Raw genomic sequence first — 22737 nt, 5'->3', positions numbered from 1 at the left:
CCTAGTTGGGCTGGCCGGTGAGTTCGGCAAATTCTTTTTCTTTAAATCCGAAACGGGTGGTATCGCCTGCGGTGGTTACTGGTCGTTTGATCAGGGTGGGCGTCTCGAGGGCAAGTGTCAGAGCGCTATTGTTATCCATAGCGTCTTTTTGTTTGTCGCTCAGTGCCCGCCAACTGGTGGAGCGGCGGTTCAGCACCTCCTGCCATCCGAATGCGTCCAGCCAAACTTTAAGGGGGACATCGCCCATGCCATCTTCACGGAAATCGTGAAACTGGTAATCGACCCCATTGTTTTCCAGCCATTTGCGGGCCTTTTTTACGGTGTCGCAATTTTTAATGCCGTACAGAGTAATCACAGTTACGCCTTCTTGGTTTTCTTGGGGTTTTTGCGGTTGGGATAGCAGGTGGTGCAGATTTCACAAACGGTGCCGTCACAACCGCGCGCGGAGCAGAACTCGCGGCCGTAGAAAATAATCTGCAAGTGCAATTTATTCCACTTTTCTCTGGGAAATAGCCGCTTTAAATCTTTCTCGGTCTGGGTGACATTCTTGCCGCTGGTGAGCCCCCAGCGTTGGGCCAGGCGGTGAATGTGGGTGTCTACGGGAAACGCGGGGTGACCAAAAGCCTGGGACATCACCACACTGGCGGTCTTGTGGCCCACACCGGGCAGGGTTTCCAGGGCGGCCATATTTTCTGGAACCTTGCTGTGGTATTCATTGATCAGAATTTGTGACAGCTTGCTGATGGCTTTGGATTTCTGCGGAGATAGGCCGCAGGGGCGGATGGCCGCCTGGATGTCCTCCACGGGTACCTGGGCCATAGCCTCCGGGTTGTCGGCCAGCTGCCAGAGGGCGGGGGTAACCTGGTTGACGCGCTCATCGGTACACTGCGCTGACAGCAGCACGGCCACCAGCAGTGTGTAGGGATCTTTGTGATCGAGAGGAACCGGGGTTTGCGGGTAGAGTTCTTCCAGGCGCTGCAAGATAAAGTCCACGCGCTCTTGTTTGAGTAAATTTTTTACTGCCATTCTTATTTGTGCCTGGGGGCTCCTGGGTTGCGGTGTCGAAGTCGTTGGTTGTAGTTTTGGGGCTTTAGTTTTGCCGGCAAAATTCCCCGATGCGCTGGGCAGCATCTACGCACTCCTCTAGCGTTGCCACCAGGGCTATGCGTACATACTCCTGCCCGGGGTTCACTCCGTCGCTTTCCCGGGCGAGAAAGGCCCCCGGCAGTACGGAGATATTTTGCTGGCGGTACAGCTCGCGGGCGAACTGTTCGCCGTCGCCGACGCGCGGCCACAGATAAAAACTGGCCTGTGGCTTCTGCACTTCGAGGCAGCCATCGAGAACGTCGAGTACCGCGGCAAACTTCTGCCGGTAGAGTGCGCGGTTTTCCCGCACATGCTCCTCATCGCGCCAGGCGGCGATGGAGGCGTATTGGTTTGGCAGCGGCATAGCGCAGCCATGATAAGTGCGGTAGAGCAGAAATTTTTCCAGTAGCTGCGCGTCACCGGCGACAAATCCGGAGCGTAGCCCCGGCAGGTTGGAGCGCTTCGACAAACTGTGAAACACCACGCAGCGGCGGTAGTCCCCACGACCCATCTGTTCGCAGGCTTGCAATAGCCCCGCAGGGGGCGTGTTTTCGTCGAAGTAGAGCTCTGAGTAACACTCGTCCGAGGCAATGGTGAAATCGTAGCGATCCGCCAGTTCGATCAGTTGTTGGAAATCATCGAGTTCTAACAGCGCGCCGGTGGGGTTGCCCGGTGAGCAGAGATACAGCAGTTCACACTGTTGCCAGGCCGACTCGGGAATGGCGTTGAAATCCGGTTTGAAGTTTGCACTGGCGAGGCAGTTGATAAAGTGTGGCTCGGCGCCGGCGAGCAAGGCCGCGCCTTCGTAAATTTGGTAGAACGGGTTGGGTATCAGGACCTTGCTGCGCGGCGATACGGTGGCCTGGGCGAAGGCAAACAACGCTTCGCGGGTGCCGTTCACGGGCAATACCTGGGTGTCGGCACATACCCCCGTGAGCTGAAAGCGCACACTCAGCCAGTCGGCGATGGTCTGGCGCAGCAGTTCCAGGCCTTTGGTGAGCGGGTAGGCGGCGATTTTGTCGAGGTGTGCGAGCAGCTCGCTGTGCACAAATTGCGGTGGTGCGTGTTTTGGTTCGCCGATAGAGAGGGCGATATGGGGGTTGCGCGCGGGCTGTAGACCCGCTTTCAAGGCCTGCAGCTTGGTAAAGGGGTAGGGCTGCAACTTGTCCAGGTTTGGATTCATGGCGGTTTGATCTGCTCGTCAATGGTGCTATTGCGGTGCCGTGTGATCGTCCAGCTCCCGACAAATGGCCTCTTCCAGTTCGCGGTTGGTGTCGGCGTCACAGAGGGCGTGCCCCCCGGCATCGGTGATATGGAAAATATCTTCAACCCGCTCTCCGAGAGTGGAGATCTTGGCGTTGTGCAGGCGCAGGTCGTGAGTGACAAAGGTGCGCGCAATCAGCGCGAGCAGACCGGGCCTGTCGGCGCTGGTAATTTCCAGCGTGCTGTAGTGATCGCCGGGTTCCGTAGACAGGTGCGCACGGCTCTCCAGTTCAAACATCTTCAGGCGCCGCGGTGTGCGCCGCTGAATAATTTTGGAGTAGTCCTCGACCAGCGCCAACTCCTGCTGCAGCGTATCGCGAATTTGCTGTAGGCGCTGAGGTTCGTCGAGCAGGGGTTGGCCGGACTCGTCGAGCACATAAAAAGTATCCAGGGTGTAGCCCGAGGCCGAGTTGTACAGGCGCGCATCGTGCACGCTCAGGTTGAGCATATCGAGCCCGGTAACTACGGCGGCGAATACATTGGCGCGGTCGGGGGTGTAGACGAAAACCTGGGTGGCGCCGTCGTGCTCACCGGGGCCTGAGTTGCGTGTCAGTACCAGAGTGTCGCTGGGCATCAGGGGGCTGTTGCTGTGCAGCTCGTGAATGGCTGCGGTGTGCCAGACGATGTTATCGGCGCTCTCGCGCACGAAGTAATCGTCGCCCATCTGAGCCCAGATATTCTCCATCGAAGCTTCCGGCAGCCCGAGGGCGCACAGTTTTTCCAGTGCTAGGCTGCGGGTTTCCACGATAATTTCCTCGCGGTCGATGGGGTTCTCCAGACCGCGGCGCAGGGCGTGTTGGGTGGCCTGATAAAGTTGGCGCATTAGGCTGGCGCGCCAGCTATTCCAGAGCTCCGGATTGGTGGCGTTGATGTCCGCCACGGTCAGAGCGTAGAGGTAATCCAGGTGTTCGCGATCCCCCACCTCGCGGGCGAAGGCGTGCACCACTTCCGGGTCGCTGATGTCCTGTTTCTGCGAGACTTGACTCATCAACAGGTGTTTCTCCACCAGCCAGCACACCAGGCGGCGGTCCCGCGCCGGTAATTGGTGGCGCAGGCAGAATTCACCGGCATCTACCACGCCAAGCTTCGAGTGATCGCCGCCGCGCCCCTTGGCGATATCGTGGTAGAGGCCGGCGATATACAGCAGTTCCGGCTGGCGCAGTCGCTCAAGGATCTCTGCAGCGATAGGGAATTTTTCTCGCGCCTCGGGGCTGCGAAAACTGCGCATGTTACGCACCACCTGCAGTGTGTGAGCATCCACGGTATATATGTGAAAGAGGTCGTGCTGCATCTGCCCTGTGACCCGGCCAAACTCCGGTAAATAGCGCCCGAGGATGCCGTAGCGGGTCATGCGCGACAGCTGTGTGGAGAGCCCGCGCGCGGAGCGCAGCAATTCCATAAACAATTCGCTGTTGGCTGGGTCTTCGCGAAATTGTTCATTGATGAGAAGTCGGTGTTCGCGAATCAGGCGAATAGTGGAGGCGCGCACCCGGGTAATCTGCGGGTGTCTGGCCATCAGTACAAAAATCTCCAGCAGCGCTGAGGGGTGCTGGTTGAACACCTGTGGGTAAGCGGCTTCGATGGCGCCGCCACGCAGCTGAAAACGCTCGTTGATAGGGGCTACCGTTTGCTCGCTGCCCTGCCGGATCGCTTCCCCTAAAAATTGCAGCAACACATCGTTGAGTTCGCGCAGGGCCATCACGATGCGGTAATAGTTGTGCATAAACTGTTCAACAGCCAGCTGGGTGTCGCTGTCCTCATAGCCAAACTGTTTGGCTAGCTCTCTCTGGTAGTCGAATAGCAGTCGCTCTTCGGCGCGCCCGGCGAGCAGGTGCAGGCCGTAGCGCACGCGCCACAGGAAACTCTCGCCGGATTGGAGTATGGCGAACTCCTCCTCGGTGAAAAAGGCCTTGCCTTGTAACTGCCTGAGGGTGCGTACGCGGAAATAATATTTGGCGACCCAGGCGATGGTTTGAATATCGCGCAATCCGCCGGGAGAGTTCTTGATATTGGGTTCGAGGATATATTCCGCAGCCTGCTGGCGATTGTGACGCTCATCCTGCTCGGCGAGTTTGGCGTCGTAAAAGGCCCCGGTGGACCAGAGTTTACCCGCCTCCATCCGCGCGGCCAATTGCTCCCCGGGTTGGCTGTCACCCACCACTGTGCGAGATTCGGTCAGGTTGGTAATTACAGTGATGTCCTCTGCGGCAAGTGCCAGACACTCTTCCACGGTGCGCACCGAGTGGCCAATATCCAGGCCCAAATCCCAGAGAAAAGTGACAAAGCGCTCGATGCTGTCGACCGTGTCGCTATCGGCGCGATCCTCGGTGAGGATCAGCAGGTCGATGTCCGAGTGCGGGTGCAGTTCTCCGCGGCCATAGCCGCCCACGGCGAGGAGGCTGGCGCCGGGCTTCCAGTGGTACTGGTGCCAGGCGTAATGCAGCAGGCAGTCTATAAAGAGTGCGCGCTCCCGCACCAGGGTGGCGACATCCTCTCCCTCGCGAAAGCGTTCGGCCATCTGGTGTTCTGCCGCGCCCACTGCGTCCTTAAAAATCTGTAAGGGAAGCTTTTCGTTGGCAGCGAGGTCCCGGCGAAAACGGGTTTGATCGAAGAAGAACGGAGGGTGCTCAAAATAGGGTGTATTGGCCGGCTGCATGGGTGGGGTCCGTTTGACTGTGACCCGCGCGATGGCGGGTCTTTGCATCTTTCCTGGTTTGCGCGGAGGGTGCTAAAACTTCTCCTCGCCGCGCGCGGTCAGCACTTCGACCCCGCTGCTGGTGACAACCATGGTGTGTTCCCACTGCGCCGACAGGCGGCGGTCCTTGGTAATGGCTGTCCAGCCATCGCCAAGAACGCGGGTGGCGGCCTTGCCGGCATTGATCATCGGCTCAATCGTGAAGGTCATGCCCTCTTGCAGGATTTCGCCGGTTCCAGGCTGGCCGTAATGCAGTACCTGGGGTTCTTCGTGGAATACATCGCCAATACCGTGGCCACAAAAGTCGCGTACCACGGTGTAGTAGTTTTTCTCGGCGTGCTGCTGGATTACGTGACCAATATCGCCAAGGCTGGTGCCGGGCCGCACAATTTCAATGGCTTTGTACAAGCACTCCTGAGTGATGCTCACCAGGCGCTCGGCGTGGGCGGCGGGCTTGCCGACGAAGAACATCTTGCTGGTATCCCCGAACCAGCCATCTTTGATCACGGTGACATCAATATTGATGATGTCGCCCTTTTTCAGCACTTTGCTCTCGGACGGTATACCGTGGCAGACGACTTCATTGACCGAGGTGCAAATGGACTTTGGGAAGCCCCGATAGCCGAGGCAGGCGGGAATGGCCTTCTGCACGTTAACGATATGATCGTGGCAGCGGCGATCCAGTTCTTCCGTAGTGACACTGGGAACTACATACTCGCCAATCATTTCCAGGACCTCTGCGGCGAGGCGGCCCGCGATACGCATTTTGGCAATTTGTTCTGGCGTCTTAATGGCTGAGGTCATGCGTGTCCTTAAGTCTTTCTGTGATGGAGATCTGTCTGTGAAGGCGGGCCATTGTAGCGGATTGCCGGTGGCGGGGCATAGCGCCTAACGCCCGCGCAGTCGGGCGGGCGTTAGGCGTCGCCATCTGCTCGATATCGGTCCCCGTCCTTCACTCGGCTCGGGGATTGTGGTATAAAGCGCGCCGCTCCGGAATGCTTCCGGGGTGAAAATGCCGCACACGCATCGACACATGTGTCTGGGTGCCCCTCGCAGGGTTGACGCATGGGATGGGTGGAGGACTAACCCGTACATTTAGAGGTTTATTATGCCGCAAGTAAGTATGCGCGATATGCTGCAGGCTGGTGTTCACTTTGGTCACCAGACTCGCTACTGGAATCCGAAGATGGGTCAATTCATCTTTGGCGCTCGCAACAAGATTCACATCATCAACCTGGAGCACACTGTACCGGCTTTCAATGAAGCCCTGCAGGTGGTCAAGGGGATGGCTGCTCAGAAGAAAAAGATTCTGTTTGTTGGCACCAAGCGCGCCGCACAGAAGTCCATCAAAGAGCAGGCTGAGCGCTGTGGCCAGCCTTTCGTCAGCAACCGCTGGCTGGGTGGTATGCTCACCAACTACAAAACCATTCGCGCATCCATCAAGCGTTTCCGTGAGCTGCAGGTTCAGTCTCAGGACGGTACTTTCGAGAAGCTGACCAAGAAAGAAGCCCTGATGCGCACCCGCACGATGGAAAAACTCGACCGCTCCATCGGTGGTATTAAAGACATGGGCGGCCTGCCTGACGCGATCTTCGTAATCGACGTTGAGCACGAGCGCATCGCCATTCAGGAAGCTAACAAACTGGGCATCCCAGTAATCGGTGTTGTCGACACCAACAGCGATCCCGCTGGCGTTGACTACGTAATTCCCGGTAACGACGACGCTATTCGCGCAATCAAGCTGTATACCACTGTTGTGGCTGATGCAGTGCTCGCCGGTGCAGCTGAGGCTGGCAATGCGGTGGCTAAAGACGAGTACGTTGAAGCTAGCGATGACGAAGCTGCTGCAGAGTAATTTGCAGGGCGTAGTGGTGTAACACTTAAGCGTTGCGCTGCGAACTTAAAAAGGGGCCCGAGATTCGGCCCCTTTTTTCTAACTTTTAAGTGACAGAACCCCGAGGAAAGAATCATGGCGATTACCGCGTCTATGGTAAAAGAATTGCGCGAGCGTACCGGCCTGCCGATGATGGAGTGTAAGAAAGCACTTTCAGCAGCAGATGGCGATATCGAAAAGGCGATCGAAGACCTGCGTAAGGCCTCTGGCCTCAAGGCTGCCAAGAAAGCTGGCCGCACCGCGGCAGACGGCGTTGTCGCTGCAAAAGTCGCTGAAGACGGTAGCTTCGGTGTATTGGTTGAAGTGAATTCTGAGACCGACTTTGTTGCTCGCGATGAAAACTTCCAAGCTTTTGTTGCCAAGGTAGTGGAAAAAGCCTTTGCTGATCGTCAGCAGGATATTGCCGCCCTGATGGAAGGTGAGCTGGAGACTGCCCGCGAAGCGCTGGTACAGAAAATCGGTGAGAACATCGGTGTGCGCCGTGTTGAACTGGTTGAAGCCCCAGTCGTCGGTGCTTACGTACACTCCAACAACCGCATTGCTGCTCTGGTAGCCCTGAGCGGTGGCGAGGTGGAGCTGGCGAAAGACGTTGCTATGCACGTAACCGCGGTGAATCCTCAGGTGAACAAACCGGAAGATATGCCTGCTGAGGTCCTGGAGAAAGAGAAAGAGATCATCAAGGCGCAGCCGGATATGGAAGGCAAGCCAGCGGAAATCGTTGAAAAAATGATGGGCGGCCGAATCAAGAAGTTCCTGAAAGAGAACAGCTTGGTAGAGCAGCCTTTCGTTAAGAATCCGGATGTGAGCATTGGTAAACTGGTTAAAGACGCCGGTGCCGATGTGGTTTCTTTCGTGCGCTATGAAGTGGGCGAAGGTATCGAGAAAGAAGAGGTGGACTTCGCTGCAGAAGTAGCTGCACAGGTTAAGTCCTCTTCTTAATTGGTATTAGTGGGTGCCCAGCGCACTCACTCGCCGAGGGGTGCTTCCGCTGTGACCTTTTTGGTTGCAGCGGGGCACCCCTCTGTGTAAATGAGTGAAAGTGTTGTAATGTTCGGCGGCAATACTTGGCCACTAAACAGGTACATTTGAGAGGACCAGCGAATGCCCGGTATTAAAGACCGCAAATATAAAAGAATTCTGTTAAAGCTCAGCGGCGAAGAGCTGATGGGTGACCAGGGTTTTGGTATCAGCCCAAAAGTGCTGGATAAAATGGCCTTGGAAATTGGCCAGTTGGTGGGCATTGGTGTTCAGGTTGGTCTGGTTGTGGGTGGTGGTAATCTGTTCCGCGGCGCGGCTCTGAGTGCGGCTGGACTCGATCGTGTTACCGGCGATCACATGGGGATGCTGGCCACCGTAATGAATGCCCTGGCCATGCGCGATGCGCTGGAAAGGTCCAATATTTCATCGAGGGTAATGTCCTCTATCCAGATGAGTGGAATCGTGGATCACTATGATCGGCGCGCGGCGATCCGCTACCTGGAACGCGGCGAAGTGTTGATTTTTGCCGCGGGTACCGGCAACCCGTTTTTTACTACCGACTCGGCGGCCTGTTTGCGCGGGATTGAAATCGAGGCGGAGTTGGTGCTAAAAGCCACCAAAGTGGATGGTGTTTACTCGGCAGATCCGGTGCTGGATCCCACCGCCACCCGCTATGACCAGCTGACTTATGATGAAGTGCTCGATAAAAAGCTCGGGGTGATGGACCTGACCGCCATCTGTCTCTGCCGTGAGCACAATATGCCCGTGCGGGTGTTCCGTATGGATAAAGCCGGTGCGCTGCTCAATATTGTCGTGGGCGGCGAGGAAGGCACGCTAATCGAAGAGGAAGTGAAATCGTGATTGAAGGTATCAAAAAAGACGCTAAGACTCGTATGAGTAAAGCGCTCGACGCACTGGCAGGAAATTTCAATAAAATCCGTACCGGCCGTGCGCACCCGAGTATTCTCGACGGTATCCAGGTTTCCTATTACGGCTCCGATGCTCCTTTATCGCAGGTGGCCAATGTCAATGTTGAGGATGCGCGAACACTATCGGTAACCCCCTGGGAAAAAAACCTGGTTCCGGATATCGAAAAGGCAATCATGAAATCTGATCTGGGCCTGAATCCCAGTACTGCGGGCGCGGTTATCCGTATTCCGATGCCGGCTCTGACGGAGGAAACCCGCAAGAATTTTATTCGCCAGGCTCGAGGGGAAGCGGAAACTGCGCGTGTTTCCATTCGCAATATCCGCCGCGATGCACTGGCCGAGGTGAAATCTCTGCTCAAGGATAAGGAAATTTCCGAGGACGACGAGCGCCGCGCAGGTGACGATATCCAGAAAATCACCGATCAGTTCGTTGCGGATGTAGATAAAGCACTCGCAGCCAAAGAAAAAGATCTGATGGAAATTTAATGGGTAGCAGAGGTACCGAGCTGAATTGTCCCGGCCCCCGGCATATTGCCATTATTATGGATGGCAACGGGCGCTGGGCCGCCCGCCGTGGGCTTTCCCCCTCGGCGGGGCATAAGGCTGGGGTTGAACGTATACGGGATCTCTTGACTGCGTGCAGGAGCCGAGGTGTTGAGGCGCTAACATTGTTCGCTTTTTCCAGTGAAAACTGGCAGCGGCCTCCCAAGGAGGTGGAACTCTTGATGAGTTTGTTCCACTCCTATCTGCGTAAGGAAGCCCGACGTATGCGCGATGAGGGTGTGCGATTGCGGGTAATTGGCCGCAGAGACCGTTTTTCGTCGCGTCTGCAGCGCGCTATCGAGGAAGCGGAAGAGATTACCCACGATTGTGATCAGGGTGATCTGGTCATTGCAGCCGACTATGGTGGCCGCTGGGATATCACTCAGGCCGCGAGGCGGCTTGCTGAGGAAGTGACCCGCGGTGAGCGCTCCCTCGACGCTATCGATGAAGACGCAGTCGACAGCCATATTCAGCTCGCCGATTTGCCACCAGTGGATCTACTGATAAGATCCAGCGGCGAGCAGCGTATCAGTAACTTTATCCTCTGGCAGGTGGCTTATAGCGAGTTGTTTTTTACCGATACGCTATGGCCAGACTTTGATGAGGCCGCCCTTGATGAGGCGATAGAAGTATTTCAGCAGCGCGACCGGCGTTTTGGCGGGCGGGCTGAGGATGACGGCACGGCTGTGCAGGCTTGATTGAAATCGGGCCAGATGCGCGGCTATTTTTTTGTCCGCGAATAATTTTAGGAATATTACACCGGGGTACTCGAGGCCGCTAAGTAAAAGCAGGCGGAGTACGGGTCCAGATGAAAGGGGTTTTCGGTGCTGAAACAAAGAATAATTACTGCGCTGGTATTGCTGGTACTTTTCGCTGGAGTTTTGTTCCTGCTGCCAATGCAATGGTACACGCTGGTTTTTGTCGCGGTGATACTGCTCGGCGGTTGGGAGTGGGCCAATCTCTCCAATCTCAATCGCGCACTGCGCTTTGTGTTTCTCGCGGCGTTGGGTACGACGTTAGTAGCCACTGCTGAATACGTGTTTGCGATGGACTTTAGTTCGCCGGATATCGACCGGGCACGCCAGATATTGGCGATAGCCTGTGGTTGGTGGGCGCTCGCTTTCCTTTGGGTGCAGAGCTACCCCGCGAGTGCCGTGCTCTGGGGGAATCGCTGGGTGCGCGGCCTGGTTGGGTTGGTGGTGTTGGTACCTAGCTGGCTGTCGCTGGTTATTTTGAGGGGGCTCGATCACGGGGCTTGGCTGGTACTCTATGTCGTTGCTATTGTTGTCGCAGCAGATGTGGGCGCTTACTTCGTTGGGCGTAAGTTTGGAAAGCGAAAGTTGGCTCGCGAAGTGAGCCCGGGAAAATCCTGGGAGGGCTTTTTTGGCGGTCTCGGCGCCTGCCTGATTCTCGCCCTTATCACCTCTTATCTGTTTGAACTCCCGCTCAAAAACACCCTGCTGTTTTCGTTTGGTGTTCTGGTGACTGCGCTCGCTTCAGTGATTGGGGATCTGCTGGAAAGTATGTTCAAGCGGCACCGGGGCATTAAGGACAGTAGCCATATACTGCCGGGGCACGGCGGCGTCATGGATCGCCTGGATAGCCTGACTGCGGCACTGCCCGTTTTCACTATGGCAGCACTGGCTAGCGAGCTGCCCAAGTATCTTTAACGGCTAGGCCGCCCTATATATTGTATCTAGTACCCCGAGGGGTATCGGCGCTTTCTGTCGGTACTCCGGTCTGGGGTGCAAGAGGTTTCGTAGGTATTTCGAACGCTTATGCAAAGCCAATCTCCACAAGTTGTCACTGTTCTTGGCTCCACAGGTTCTATTGGTGTGAGTACTCTGGATGTACTCGCGCGCCACCCTCTGCGCTACTCCATTTACGCCCTTACTGCTCGCGATCGAGTGGCTGAACTGGCCCAGCAGTGCAGGAAATTGAATCCGCGCTATGCGGTGGTGACCAGAGAGGATCGTGCGGAGGAGTTGCGTAGCCTGCTGGGCGGAGAGGTCTCTACGGAAGTATTGTGGGGAGCGGATGGGCTTTCGCATGTGGCCTCTGCCGATGAGGTGGATACCGTGATGGCGGCGATTGTCGGCGCTGCGGGTTTGCGGCCAACCCTCGCGGCAGTCGAGGCAGGCAAAAAGGTGTTACTCGCCAACAAAGAGGCGCTGGTGATGGCTGGCCCGGTGTTTCTACGAGCGCTGCGGGCTGGCGGATCCCAGTTGCTGCCGGTCGACAGTGAGCACAATGCAATTTTCCAGTGCCTGCCATACCCGTGCGAGAGCCTGGAAGAGGCGGGCGTCGATAAGATATTGCTGACCGGTTCCGGAGGGCCATTTCGCACACGCGAGGCGAAAGATCTGCACCGAGTAACACCGGAGGAGGCCTGTGCACATCCGAACTGGTCGATGGGACGGAAGATTTCCGTCGACTCTGCCACCATGATGAACAAAGGGCTGGAGTTTATTGAGGCCTGTTACCTGTTCAATGCGCACCCCGAGCAAATAGAGGTGGTCGTTCACCCTCAGAGTATCGTGCATTCGATGGTGCAGTATCGGGATGGCTCACTACTGGCGCAAATGGGCAATCCCGATATGCGCACACCTATCGCCCATGCACTGGCGTTTCCAGCGCGGATTGACGCAGGGGTTTCCGCTCTCGACCTGATAGGTCAGGGTCGCTTAGACTTTGAGGCGCCGAATTATCGGCGCTTTCCCTGCCTGCGTTTGGCACGTGAGGCTATGGATGCGGGAGGCGGGGCGCCGACGGTGCTGAATGCGGCCAATGAAGTGGCCGTCGAGGCGTTTTTACAGGGCCGGCTGGCATTTACTAGTATTGCAGCGGCTATAGAAAAAGTAATGAATAGCGCACCCCCTGTTGAACTGACAGGGCTGGATGTAGTCGAAGCCATTGATCTCAATGCGCGGGAGTTGGCCCAGCAGGTTGTTGGAGCCCTTTAATCACGCTGCTGGGCATATAATGCCGGGGTTTGCGCATGAAAAGAGACTGTAACTGAGTATGGATCTGATTCAGACGGTAATCTGGGCCCTGGTGGCTCTCGGCATACTGGTATCCTTCCACGAGTTTGGACACTTCCTCGTAGCGCGGCTCTGTGGAGTCAGGGTGCTGCGCTTTTCTGTGGGCTTTGGCCGCCGCCTATTTTCCCGCTATGACCGCCACGGTACCGAATTTGCGATCTCCGCAATCCCCCTCGGCGGCTACGTAAAAATGTTGGATGAGCGGGAGGGTCCTGTCGCCGCTCATGAGCTGGATCAGGCCTTTAATCGCAAGAGCGTGTGGGCGCGCATGGCGATTGCTGCAGCGGGGCCTGCGGCCAACTTTCTCCTGGCAATTGTTCTGTTTTGGGTGGTTTTCATGGGCGGTACGGCGGGGCCCGTACCCATAGTGGATAGCGTCAAGCCGGATAGTATCGCCGAAGCGGCGGGGCTGGAGAGCGGGCAGGAAATTATCGCGGTGGATGGAGAGCCCACGCCAACCTGGCAGGCGCTCAATTGGCGCCTGGCCAATCGTTTGGGGGAGAGTGGAGCGATAGAGTTCTCCGTGCGCTACCCGGACTCGAATCTCGAATATCATATGGTCGCGGATATCAATCGCTGGCTCTCCGGGCGCGAAGTGCCTGACCCCCTCGGTGAAGTGGGCCTTGGTCTCTGGACCCCGCCGATCAGTATGACGCTACACCATGTTCAGGAGGGCAGTGCTGCCAGCGCCGCAGGGCTGCGAGCGGGCGATAAGATTGTGGGGACTGATGGTCGCAGCTTCTCCGGTTGGGAAGAGTGGAGCAGGTATGTACGCGCGCGCGCAGGAGAGCCCCTGCGGGTGGCTATTGAGCGAGAGGGGCAGCGTTTGGCTCTGCCGGTGACCCCGGCGGAAGTGACGCTCGATAGCGGTGAGCGTGTCGGCCGGATTGGAGTACAGCCAGTGACTGAGTCCTGGCCTGAAGAGCGTGTAAGAGTTTTTCACTACGGAGTGGCGGGTGCCTTTTCACAGGGGGTGCAGGAAACCTGGGATAAGACGCTGTTTACACTAAATAGCTTAAAAAAGTTGATATTTGGTCAACTTTCAACCAAAAACTTGAGTGGCCCAATCACCATTGCTAAAGTGGCGGGTACTTCTGCAGAGAGGGGATGGCAGTCCTTTCTTTCGCTATTGGCGCTGCTCAGTATCAGTCTCGGTGTACTCAACCTGTTGCCCATTCCGGTACTCGATGGTGGTCACCTTCTCTACTACGGTATTGAGGCGATCAAGGGATCCCCTGTGTCGGAGCGGGTGCAGGTGATTGGTCTGCAGGTGGGGATGGCCCTGGTGCTCTGCATTATGGGGCTGGCCCTGTATAACGATATTTTGCGTTTGTAATTTGATGAAATGCTCCTGTTCCATGGAATGTGAACGGAAAATTGTGCTGGGGATCTGGGCGCTCACAGGGTGCTTGGAATCCCGGGTTGCGAATAAAAAGACTCGGAATTAGTAGATGAAAGATTTCCTAAAAGCGGCCTCCCTCGGCCTGATGCTGCCTTTAAGTGCAATAGCCCAGTCGTTCGTGGTCAATGATATTCGCGTGGAAGGATTGCAACGCGTCTCTGCCGGCACAGTTTTCTCTGCGCTTCCCGTGCGCGTAGGCGATGAAATTGAATCTGTGGAAATTCAGAGTGCCACCCGGGCCCTGTTCCGAACTGGATATTTTGAGGATATTCAGATTGGTCGCGAAAATGGCGTGCTAGTGGTCACGGTGCGAGAGCGTCCCGCCATTTCCAAGATCGAAATTACTGGCAACAAAGCCATTGCCACTGAAGACCTGATGAAGGGTATGCAGGATAACGGTCTGTCTGAGGGGCAGATTTTCAAGCGTGCGACCCTCGAAGGTCTGGCCCAGGAGCTTGAGCGCCAGTATGTGGCCCAGGGGCGATATGGCGCCAGCGTTAAGACGGAAGTGAAAGAGCTGCCGCGCAACCAGGTCGAGCTGCGGGTTATCGTGGATGAGGGCTCAGTCGCCGCTATTAAGCACATCAATGTTGTTGGTAACCGGGCATTTTCCGATGAGGAACTGGCGGAAATCTTCGAATTGCAGACGACTGGCTGGTTGTCCTGGCTGCGCAGCGACGACAAGTATTCCCGTGAAAAGCTCACCGGCGATCTGGAGCGTTTGGAGTCCTACTATCTCGACCGCGGTTACCTGGATTTCCAGATCGAGTCCACCCAGGTTTCCCTAAGCCCCGATAAACAGAGTGTTTTTATCACTGTCAATGTTAGGGAGGGGGATGTTTACACCGTTAACGAGGTAGATCTCGCCGGTGACCCCGTCGTATCGGAAGAGGAAATTAAACGGTTATTACTGGTGCGCGAAGGGCAGACCTTCTCCCAAATCCGAATGACCACAACTTCCGATTATATTACCAAACGCCTGGGTAACGAGGGTTATACCTTTGCCGAGGTGAACGGTATCCCAGAGGCTAATAAAGAAGAGAAAACGGTAAAAATTACCTTCTTTATCAATCCGGGTAAGCGCGCCTATGTGCGCCGAATCAATTTCCGCGGAAACACTCGTACCTCCGATGAGGTCCTGCGCCGCGAGATGCGTCAAATGGAATCGGCCTCCGCTTCCTCCGCGCGTATCGAGCAATCCAAGGTGCGCCTGGAGCGCCTTGGCTACTTTAAAGGCGTCGAAGTTGAAACCTCCGAGGTGCCGGGTACTTCGGACCAGATCGATGTGGAGTACAATGTTGAAGAGCAGCCCTCGGGTTCTATCGGCGGAACCATCGGTTGGGCCCAGAGCAGCGGCCTAGTGCTAGGTGGTAATATCCAGGAGAACAACTGGCTCGGCACCGGCAAGTCGGTAGGTATTGGCGTTAATGTTTCTACTTACCAGACAGCTTTGAATTTCTCTTATCTCGATCCTTACTTCACTCCGGATGGCGTGAGCCGCGGTTTCAACGTTTTCTACAGGGAAAACGATTACTCTGAAGTCAACCTGTCGGATTACAACACTACAAGCTATGGCGGTGGTGTCAGCTTCGGCTATCCGATGTCAGAAATCTCCCGTGTTGGTTTGAATATTAATTTTAGTCATTTGGAGCTTTCGGCTTCGAGTGGTTCTGTGCAGGAAATCAAATCTACCCCTGAGCCAGTGGGCTTAACGGGCACTATTACTGAGGCTCAAGCTGATGAAATTGTTGCAGCGTTGAAGGACGATCAAACTTTAAGCCTCGCTATGCCGTTAACTGATGGTTTGTTTAGTGCGGATGGCTTTATTGATCAATATGGAGACGCCTTCAACAACTTAAGCCTGACTGCGTCTTATGCACGTTCAACGTTGAATCGAGGCATATTGGCAACCCGAGGGGCATCCCAGAATTTCTCTGCGGAATTTACCGTACCGGGTAGTGACCTTGAGTACTACAAGTTTATTTACACTGGCCAGTACTTCCGTCCGTTGACTAAAAGTTTGACCCTGCGCCTGCGGACAAGATTGGGATACGGTGACGGCTATGGTGATCTCAATCAGCTGCCATTCTTTGAGAATTTTTATGCGGGTGGTTTTGGTTCTGTACGCGGCTTCAAGCGAAATACCTTAGGGCCACGTTCTACTCCAGCTGCGTCTTATCAGACCTATGGATATGAAGTTGATGATGTCATAGTCTCTGGGTTCCCTCCATGTGCAACTGCAAATGGCAGTGTTACTGAAGCGTGTTATCTAGTGGATGATAATGGTAATTTAGTAACGACAGATCCCAGTAGTTCTCCCGACCCCTTCGGTGGCAATATCCTAGTTGAAGGTAGCGCGGAAGTTATCTTCCCGCTGCCTTTTATTAAGGATCAGCGCTCCCTGCAGTCGGCCTTTTTTATCGATGCGGGTAATGTTTTCGATACCAGTTGTGATGAAACCCAGATCAATTGTTACAACGTGGATTTCGGTAATATGAATGTTTCCGCGGGTATTGGCTTGACTTGGGTTACCGGTTTTGGCCCACTGACCTTCAGCCTGGCTAAGGCCTTAAAAAAGAACGATGACGATGAAACCGAAGTGTTCCAGTTTACTTTGGGCAATAGCTTCTAAGTTGATCGGACGTAAATAGATTGAGCGCATCTGCTGCGCATAAAAAATAAAATCAATTGGAGAGACCAAAGTGCTTAAGAATGTAAAAATTATCGCCGTTCTGCTGGCTGGCATAACTCTATCTGGCGCCACTCTGGCGCAGACCAAGGTTGCAGTATTTAACCTGCAGGCCGCGATTATGAGCACCGATGTGGCCAAAACCAAGGTCAATTCATTGAAGACCAGTTCCGAATATTCCAAGTTGCAAAGCAGTGCCGAATCTATTCGCTCCGAGTTACAAAAAATGGCCGAAGACGCGCAGAAAAATAGCGTAACCTGGTCCGATGAACAAAAGACTGAATATCAGCGCAAGATGAACTTCAAGCGTTCCGATTTCGAAACCACAGTCAAGAAACTGCGCGCGATGGAAGCGCAAGTGGGTCAGGAAATTCAGGGTTCTTTGGGACCTAAGGCCAAAACGGCGTTGGAAGCTATTATTAAGGAGCAGAATCTGGACTTGGTATTGGATGCCTCCTCTGCTTACTTTGCCAATCCTTCGGTCAACCTGACCGAGGCTGTTGTAAAGCGTATGAACGCTGATAAGTAATCGATAGCTTTTTATGAGAGACAATTTGTCGTTGGCCCAGCTTGCACTAGAGCTGGGCGCCGAGTTGCGTCTGGCTCCTGGGGTCGACGCGGCTCACGAGATTTCAGGTCTTTGCACTCTGCAAGATGGTAAACCGGACCAGCTAACCTTCCTGGCAAACCCTAATTATCGTCGCTTTCTTAAGACCACCTCCGCTGGTGCGGTATTGGTGACAGCTGAGTTTGCGGATGGGTGTCCTGTCAGCGCTCTGTGTGTAGACAACCCCTATTTGGCTTTTGCTAAGGCTAGCGCTCTGTTTAACACGGCTCCGCTAGTCGAGGTGGGTGTTCATCCGAGTGCCGTAATCCATCCGGATGCTGAAGTGGACCCCAGTGCGAGTATTGCCGCCGGTGCGGTGGTGGAGGCCTTTGCAAAAATTGGTCCCAGAGCATCGGTTGGTGCTAACTGCTTTGTTGGAGAGGGTAGTACTCTCGGTGAGGGGAGCTGCCTCTATGCCGGTGCAATTCTGCATCACGGTTGCCAGGTCGGACGGGATGCCATTATTCATAGCCATGCCGTTATTGGCGCCGATGGTTTTGGCTTTGCGCTTCATCAGCGGGAGTGGATCAAAATTTATCAGCTCGGTGGTGTTCAGGTCGGCGATGAAGTTGAGGTAGGTGCCAATACTTGCGTGGATCGTGGAGCGCTTGGCGATACCGTGATTGGGCGTGGAGTCAAGATCGACAATCTGGTCCAAATCGCGCACAATGTGCAGATTGGTGACTACTCAGCCATTGCCGCATGTACTGGAATTGCCGGCAGCGCAATCGTAGGAAAGCACTGCGCTCTGGGCGGAAGCTCCCGTATAGCCGGGCATGTGACAATTGCCGATGGCTGTCAGGTTACCGCCAATACTTTTGTGACCAAATCCATCGATAGTCCGGGGGTTTACTCCGGTGGCTTGCCTTTTGCCGACAGCCAGTCTTGGCGTCGAAACGCAGTGCGCTTTGGCCAGCTGGATAAGATGGCGCGAAGGCTGAAAGATTTAGAGAAGCAGCTGGCGATGTTGTCCTGCACTAAGGACGAATAACTCGGCTGTTATTACGAGAAACAATTTTGTGTTGCTGTTTTCGGGGCGTTTAACGCCCCGAAGTGGTTTCTGGGGGCATTTGGAATGATGGATGTAACTGAGATTCGTGAGTACCTGCCACATCGCTATCCATTTTTATTGGTGGATCGTGTTGTGGAGCTTGAGGAAGGAAAATTTATTAAGGGGTATAAAAATATCTCTGTCAATGAAGAGTTGTTTAACGGTCACTTTCCGCAAATGCCGATTTTTCCCGGTGTCATGATCGTTGAAGCTCTAGCCCAGGTTTCTGGGATTCTGGGCTTTAAAACATTTGGCAAAAAGCCTGAGGACGGCTATCTCTACTTATTCGGCGGTGTCGATAAGGCCCGTTTTAAGCGGCAGGTGGTTCCGGGTGATCGGTTGGATTTGGAGTCCGAGGCCGTGCTGGTGCGTCGGAATATCTGGAAGTTTTCCACCAAAGCCAGTGTCGATGGTGAGCTGGCAGCGTCCGCAGATCTTTTGTGCGCTGTGAAGCAGGTTGAGAAGCTGTAGGCCTCTGTTGGTCATTGGCCTGAGTATCTGCGCTGTTAATAACTTTCATCGTTGTTATTTATTTGATGTTGTAGTGCCCGATATGTCACTACCTGAGGAGTAGATTCCAGAATGCAGACAAATATCCACCCCACCGCTATTGTCGATCCGACAGCGGTTATCGGTTCCGGGGTGAGTATCGGGGCCTATTCCATTATTGGTGCCGGCGTGGAACTTGGCGATGGGTGTGATATTGCATCACATGTCGTGTTGAGTGGGCCGACCAAGCTTGGAAAGAATAACCGGATTTACCAATTTGCCTCGGTGGGCCAGGATACGCCAGATAAAAAGTATCAAGGGGAGGAGACCACTCTCGTTATTGGCGACAATAATGTGATTCGCGAGGGGGTCACCATTCACCGTGGCACTGTGCAGGACCGCGGCGAAACCACTATAGGATGTGACAATCTGATTATGGCCTATGCGCATATCGGCCACGATTGTGTGGTCGGTGACCACACCATATTGGTCAATAATGTGGGCCTTGCCGGTCATGTGATTGTTAAGGATTGGGCCATTCTCAGCGGCTATAGCCTTGTGCATCAGCATTGCACTATTGGTGAACATGCCTTTTTGGGAATGGGGGCGGCAATTGGCAAAGATGTTCCCGCTTATGTAATGGTTGCAGGGAATCCTGCGGAAGCCAAAACCATCAACGCTGAGGGATTGCGTCGCCGTGGTTTTTCCCGCGAGGATGTCTCTCTGATTAACAAGGCTTACAAAACGGTCTATCGCCGTGGGCTCACCTTACAGGAGGCCTTACAGGCCCTAACGGAGCTGCGTGAGCAGTCTCCTGTAATCCAGCCTTGGATCGACTCTTTGCAGTCCTCTTCTCGCGGCATTATCCGCTAGTCACAGCGGCTGCCGGGAAGTGCGAGTGTTTAGCGCTTCCCGGAATAGCCTTTTCGCATTTTACTCGGTGTATACGAGAGCAGAGTCGCTTCCGCTCTGGAGGGGTTTTTAGGCGTGTCAGAAAATAATAGGCCGGTTCGTATAGGGGTTGTTGTTGGCGAGGCCTCTGGAGATATTCTGGGTGCGGGACTGATTCAGGCTCTGCAAAAGCGTTTGCCTGAAGTCCGGTTTGAGGGAATTGCCGGTCCGCGTATGCAAGCCTTGGGAGCCGAGTCTCTATTTCCCATGGAGCGCCTCTCAGTTATGGGGCTGGTCGAGCCTTTAAAGCGGTTGCCGGAATTATTAAAAATTCGCCGCACCCTGCGGGAGCATTTCTTAGAAAACCCTCCAGACCTGTTTATCGGAATCGATGCTCCGGACTTTAATTTATCCCTGGAGGAGTCCCTAAAGGCTGAGGGTATTTGTACGGTGCATTATGTCAGCCCTTCAGTATGGGCATGGCGGCGAGGACGCATCAAGAAGATTGCGCGTGCGATTAACCATATGCTCACGTTGCTGCCCTTTGAGGCGGCTTTTTACCGGGAAAATCAGGTGCCCGTCACTTTTGTTGGGCATCCCCTTGCCGATGATATTCCCTTACAGGTCAATAATTCTGCAGCGCGCACAGAGCTGGGATTTAAGGTTGATGACAGGGTGATCGCTCTGTTGCCGGGGAGTCGGGGAGGAGAGGTGCGCTTACTTGGCCCGCTATTTTTGCAAACGGCCCGCTGGTGCCACCAGCGCAACCCCGACCTCAAATTTGTTTTGCCTGCGGCCAATGAGCAGCGCCTCGCCGAACTGCAGGAGCAGTTAGAGGGGTACCCCGGGCTTCCAGTAACACTACTTCTGGGAGATTCACAAAAGGCGCTTGGTGTGTCAGATTGTGTGCTGATCGCCTCGGGAACAGCGACCCTGGAAACAATGCTGCTGAAGAAGCCCATGGTGGTTGCCTACAAGCTGGGTAGAATTACCTATGCCATTGTCTCGCGCATGTTGCATACGCCCTGGGTCTCACTGCCGAATTTATTGGCACAAAGAGAGCTAGTGCCAGAAATTTTGCAAAGCGATGCTACCCCTGAAAACCTCGGCGCTGCCCTGATGCGTTATTTTGAGGACCCGTTGCTCAGCGATCAGCTACAGCGGGAGTTTGATGATCTTCATCAGCAACTGCGCCGCAATGCGTCTGAGCGGGCGGCGGATGCTGTCTGTTCCCTTTTAAAGTGATGGGGTTGTTGGATTTATGAGCGTTAAAAAAGAATTGCCCCCGTATATTTGTTCGTACAAAGGTGAATTGCTCGCTGGGGTTGATGAGGTTGGCCGCGGTCCGCTGGCGGGTGATGTAGTGGCAGCAGCGGTTATTCTCGATCCTGCCAAGCCAATTACAGGCCTGGCTGACTCCAAAAAACTCAGTGAAAAAAAGCGCGAATTACTTTTTGATGAAATCTGTGCGCGAGCACTGAGCTTTGCTGTTGCTCGTGCGACAGTGGCGGAAATCGACCAGATGAATATTTTGCAGGCGAGTTTGTTGGCTATGCACCGTGCGGTTGGGCAGTTGCCAGTTCAGCCGGAATTTGTTTTGGTGGACGGCAATAAAAAGCCAGACTGGTCATACCCCTGCGATACCGTTATTAAGGGGGATGGACGTGTTGCCGCGATCGCTGCCGCCTCGATTTTGGCAAAAGTTACCCGGGATCGGGAGATGGTGGCGATGGATACAAAGTTTCCGGGTTATGGGCTGGCCGGCCATAAAGGTTATCCGACCAAGGCGCATATCCAAGCTCTGCAGCAGTTAGGGCCGAGCCCTCTGCATAGGGTAAGTTTCGCTCCGGTAAGAAAGTTACTGGCAGACTTTGCCGAATAGCAGACCTTTCAGTTAGCGGTCAATTTTTTTAATTCGGGCCTTGGTGATCATCTTGTCCGATACTGCTTCAATTTCTACCAGGTAATTGAAGATATACAAGCTAATATTGCCATCCGGGATGCTTTCCAGGTGTTCCATGGCGAGACCGTTAAAGGTCTTGGGGCCGTCGGTGGGGAGGTCCCAACCTAAGGTGCGGTTGATATCGCGGATGGAGGTGCCGCCCTCAATCATATACCAGCCCCCATCAACAGCGACAATTTCTTCATCGTCACTCGGCACTGGGCTCGCGGTAAAGTCTCCGACGATTTCCTCCAGTAGATCCTCTAGGGTTACGATCCCCATGACTTCGCCGTATTCATCCACCACCAACCCCATGCGGCGCTTGGTTTTTTGGAAGTTCATTAGCAGAGTGGGGAGTGGAGTGGCCTCTGGTACAAAATAGGGTTCATCGGTAAAGGACTTGAGGCGCTCGGCGGTGAGTTTGTCTGGGCCATCGCGCAAAATCTGTGCGGCGCGGCGCAAATGTAGTATACCCACGACCTGATTGATGTCGCTTCGATAAACTGGCAAGCGGGTATAGGTGCTCTCGGCCAGCTGCTGGAGAATTTGATCGGCGCTGTTTTCCAGGTCTAAGCCCATCACCTCGTTGCGCGGAATCATAATGTCCTCAACGGTGGCCTGGTCCAGGTCAAGGACATTTAGAAGCATGCCTTTGTGCTTGCTGGGTATCAGCGCGCCCGACTCAAATACAACGCTTCTGAGCTCTTCTGGGGCCAGGTGTTCCGCTTCGCCGCCTGAGGTTGTTTCCACGCCGACTAGCCGCGCAAGGCCATTTGAGATGCTGCCCACTAGCAGTACAAAAGGGGTCAGAAGCCATTGCAGTGGGCGCAAAACCAAGGATGCAGGGAATGCGATGCGCTCCGGGTGCAGTGCGGCGATTGTTTTGGGGGTAACTTCGGCAAAAATGAGAATGACGATGGTAAGTGCACCGGTAGCATAAAGAAGACCGGCATCACCATAAAGCTGAGTGAAAACAGCACCGGCAATAACCGATGCGAGAATGTTGACCAGGTTATTGCCGATCAGGATAACGCCGATCAGCTTGTCCGGGCGGGCGAGCAGCTCCATTGCCCGTTTCGCTCCGCGATGGCCATTTTTGGCTTGGTGGCGCAGGCGATAGCGGTTCAGCGCCATCATGCTGGTTTCGGAGCTGGAAAAAAAAGCCGATATTACAATCAGCAGGGCCAGCAGGCTAAACAGCAGGCCCGGGGGCATCTCGTTCAAGGGAGAACTCTTT

21 protein-coding genes are annotated in these 22737 nt (G+C 54.7%); 15 read left to right on the top strand and 6 right to left on the bottom strand.

Annotated elements, in window-relative coordinates; genetic code table 11:
* Position 1: 1 nt before the first annotated feature.
* The 5 genes from Q1A69_RS09335 to map all read right to left on the bottom strand — a co-directional run bounded on the left by Q1A69_RS09335 (position 2) and on the right by map (position 5848).
* Entirely contained in the window at positions 2-355 is a 354-nt protein-coding gene (locus tag Q1A69_RS09335) for an ArsC family reductase (RefSeq protein WP_299584422.1), read from the bottom strand.
* 2 nt (positions 356-357) lie between these two features.
* Complete coding sequence (gene nth, locus Q1A69_RS09330; RefSeq protein WP_299584419.1) at positions 358-1026, bottom strand: endonuclease III; 669 nt, start codon at positions 1024-1026, stop codon at positions 358-360.
* Positions 1027-1090: 64 nt separating this feature from the next.
* Positions 1091-2269, bottom strand: a complete 1179-nt coding sequence (gene dapC / locus Q1A69_RS09325; RefSeq protein WP_299584416.1) for a succinyldiaminopimelate transaminase — start codon at positions 2267-2269, stop codon at positions 1091-1093.
* Positions 2270-2296: 27 nt separating this feature from the next.
* A complete protein-coding gene (locus Q1A69_RS09320; protein WP_366525567.1) occupies positions 2297-5053 on the bottom strand; it encodes a [protein-PII] uridylyltransferase in 2757 nt (918 codons plus the stop codon).
* Positions 5054-5077: 24 nt separating this feature from the next.
* Positions 5078-5848, bottom strand: coding sequence for a type I methionyl aminopeptidase (gene map / locus Q1A69_RS09315; protein ID WP_299584413.1), 771 nt, complete (start codon positions 5846-5848; stop codon positions 5078-5080).
* Between the two features lie 304 nt (positions 5849-6152).
* Between map and rpsB the strand changes: the two genes are divergently transcribed.
* The 15 genes from rpsB (at position 6153) to rnhB (ending at position 21440) form a co-directional block, all read left to right on the top strand.
* The gene (gene rpsB, locus Q1A69_RS09310) at positions 6153-6899 is read left to right on the top strand and encodes a 30S ribosomal protein S2 (RefSeq protein WP_299584410.1); all 747 of its coding nucleotides are present in this window, start codon (positions 6153-6155) and stop codon (positions 6897-6899) included.
* A gap of 114 nt (positions 6900-7013) precedes the next feature.
* The gene (gene tsf / locus Q1A69_RS09305; RefSeq protein ID WP_299584407.1) at positions 7014-7877 is read left to right on the top strand and encodes a translation elongation factor Ts; all 864 of its coding nucleotides are present in this window, start codon (positions 7014-7016) and stop codon (positions 7875-7877) included.
* A gap of 162 nt (positions 7878-8039) precedes the next feature.
* Positions 8040-8777, top strand: coding sequence for a UMP kinase (pyrH, locus tag Q1A69_RS09300; protein WP_299584404.1), 738 nt, complete (start codon positions 8040-8042; stop codon positions 8775-8777).
* Complete coding sequence (frr, locus tag Q1A69_RS09295) at positions 8774-9331, top strand: ribosome recycling factor (RefSeq protein WP_299584401.1); 558 nt, start codon at positions 8774-8776, stop codon at positions 9329-9331. Before pyrH ends, frr begins: the two co-directional genes overlap by 4 nt.
* Complete coding sequence (gene uppS / locus Q1A69_RS09290; RefSeq protein ID WP_299584398.1) at positions 9331-10086, top strand: polyprenyl diphosphate synthase; 756 nt, start codon at positions 9331-9333, stop codon at positions 10084-10086. The genes frr and uppS overlap by 1 nt, the downstream gene beginning before the upstream one ends.
* A 126-nt stretch (positions 10087-10212) precedes the next feature.
* Positions 10213-11058, top strand: a complete 846-nt coding sequence (locus Q1A69_RS09285; RefSeq protein ID WP_299584395.1) for a phosphatidate cytidylyltransferase — start codon at positions 10213-10215, stop codon at positions 11056-11058.
* Positions 11059-11166: 108 nt separating this feature from the next.
* A complete protein-coding gene (ispC, locus tag Q1A69_RS09280) occupies positions 11167-12351 on the top strand; it encodes a 1-deoxy-D-xylulose-5-phosphate reductoisomerase (RefSeq protein WP_299584392.1) in 1185 nt (394 codons plus the stop codon).
* 58 nt (positions 12352-12409) lie between these two features.
* The gene (gene rseP / locus Q1A69_RS09275; RefSeq protein ID WP_299584389.1) at positions 12410-13765 is read left to right on the top strand and encodes an RIP metalloprotease RseP; all 1356 of its coding nucleotides are present in this window, start codon (positions 12410-12412) and stop codon (positions 13763-13765) included.
* A gap of 115 nt (positions 13766-13880) precedes the next feature.
* Complete coding sequence (gene bamA / locus Q1A69_RS09270; protein ID WP_299584386.1) at positions 13881-16463, top strand: outer membrane protein assembly factor BamA; 2583 nt, start codon at positions 13881-13883, stop codon at positions 16461-16463.
* Between the two features lie 70 nt (positions 16464-16533).
* Positions 16534-17049, top strand: a complete 516-nt coding sequence (locus Q1A69_RS09265) for an OmpH family outer membrane protein (protein WP_299584382.1) — start codon at positions 16534-16536, stop codon at positions 17047-17049.
* Between the two features lie 25 nt (positions 17050-17074).
* Entirely contained in the window at positions 17075-18118 is a 1044-nt protein-coding gene (gene lpxD, locus Q1A69_RS09260; RefSeq protein ID WP_299584379.1) for a UDP-3-O-(3-hydroxymyristoyl)glucosamine N-acyltransferase, read from the top strand.
* Between the two features lie 84 nt (positions 18119-18202).
* Positions 18203-18649: a 3-hydroxyacyl-ACP dehydratase FabZ gene (fabZ, locus tag Q1A69_RS09255; protein WP_299584376.1), complete on the top strand. Its 447-nt coding sequence runs from the start codon at positions 18203-18205 to the stop codon at positions 18647-18649.
* Positions 18650-18760: 111 nt separating this feature from the next.
* Positions 18761-19540: an acyl-ACP--UDP-N-acetylglucosamine O-acyltransferase gene (lpxA, locus tag Q1A69_RS09250; RefSeq protein WP_299584373.1), complete on the top strand. Its 780-nt coding sequence runs from the start codon at positions 18761-18763 to the stop codon at positions 19538-19540.
* 114 nt (positions 19541-19654) lie between these two features.
* The gene (lpxB, locus tag Q1A69_RS09245) at positions 19655-20803 is read left to right on the top strand and encodes a lipid-A-disaccharide synthase (RefSeq protein WP_299584371.1); all 1149 of its coding nucleotides are present in this window, start codon (positions 19655-19657) and stop codon (positions 20801-20803) included.
* 16 nt (positions 20804-20819) lie between these two features.
* The gene (gene rnhB / locus Q1A69_RS09240; protein WP_299584368.1) at positions 20820-21440 is read left to right on the top strand and encodes a ribonuclease HII; all 621 of its coding nucleotides are present in this window, start codon (positions 20820-20822) and stop codon (positions 21438-21440) included.
* A gap of 12 nt (positions 21441-21452) precedes the next feature.
* On the opposite strand, the gene Q1A69_RS09235 is transcribed toward rnhB, so the two are convergent.
* On the bottom strand, positions 21453-22715 hold the full coding sequence (locus tag Q1A69_RS09235; protein WP_299584547.1) for an HlyC/CorC family transporter: 1263 nt from the start codon (positions 22713-22715) through the stop codon (positions 21453-21455).
* Positions 22716-22737 lie beyond the last annotated feature (22 nt).

The sequence above is a fragment of the uncultured Microbulbifer sp. genome, assembly GCF_947498635.1.
GTDB lineage: Bacteria > Pseudomonadota > Gammaproteobacteria > Pseudomonadales > Cellvibrionaceae > Microbulbifer > Microbulbifer echini.
Note: the sequence above shows the minus strand (reverse complement) of the source record. Positions and strands in the feature narration are given on the sequence as shown.

What these genes read in the sequence shown, in the direction of transcription:
- nth (WP_299584419.1), bottom strand. Translation starts at nt 1,026, where the DNA reads ATGGCAGTAAAAAATTTACTCAAACAAGAGCGCGTGGACTTTATCTTG.
- dapC (WP_299584416.1), bottom strand. Translation starts at nt 2,269, where the DNA reads ATGAATCCAAACCTGGACAAGTTGCAGCCCTACCCCTTTACCAAGCTG.
- Q1A69_RS09320 (WP_366525567.1), bottom strand. Translation starts at nt 5,053, where the DNA reads ATGCAAAGACCCGCCATCGCGCGGGTCACAGTCAAACGGACCCCACCC.
- map (WP_299584413.1), bottom strand. Translation starts at nt 5,848, where the DNA reads ATGACCTCAGCCATTAAGACGCCAGAACAAATTGCCAAAATGCGTATC.
- rpsB (WP_299584410.1), top strand. Translation starts at nt 6,153, where the DNA reads ATGCCGCAAGTAAGTATGCGCGATATGCTGCAGGCTGGTGTTCACTTT.
- tsf (WP_299584407.1), top strand. Translation starts at nt 7,014, where the DNA reads ATGGCGATTACCGCGTCTATGGTAAAAGAATTGCGCGAGCGTACCGGC.
- pyrH (WP_299584404.1), top strand. Translation starts at nt 8,040, where the DNA reads ATGCCCGGTATTAAAGACCGCAAATATAAAAGAATTCTGTTAAAGCTC.
- uppS (WP_299584398.1), top strand. Translation starts at nt 9,331, where the DNA reads ATGGGTAGCAGAGGTACCGAGCTGAATTGTCCCGGCCCCCGGCATATT.
- ispC (WP_299584392.1), top strand. Translation starts at nt 11,167, where the DNA reads ATGCAAAGCCAATCTCCACAAGTTGTCACTGTTCTTGGCTCCACAGGT.
- rseP (WP_299584389.1), top strand. Translation starts at nt 12,410, where the DNA reads ATGGATCTGATTCAGACGGTAATCTGGGCCCTGGTGGCTCTCGGCATA.
- bamA (WP_299584386.1), top strand. Translation starts at nt 13,881, where the DNA reads ATGAAAGATTTCCTAAAAGCGGCCTCCCTCGGCCTGATGCTGCCTTTA.
- fabZ (WP_299584376.1), top strand. Translation starts at nt 18,203, where the DNA reads ATGATGGATGTAACTGAGATTCGTGAGTACCTGCCACATCGCTATCCA.
- lpxA (WP_299584373.1), top strand. Translation starts at nt 18,761, where the DNA reads ATGCAGACAAATATCCACCCCACCGCTATTGTCGATCCGACAGCGGTT.
- rnhB (WP_299584368.1), top strand. Translation starts at nt 20,820, where the DNA reads ATGAGCGTTAAAAAAGAATTGCCCCCGTATATTTGTTCGTACAAAGGT.
- Q1A69_RS09235 (WP_299584547.1), bottom strand. Translation starts at nt 22,715, where the DNA reads ATGCCCCCGGGCCTGCTGTTTAGCCTGCTGGCCCTGCTGATTGTAATA.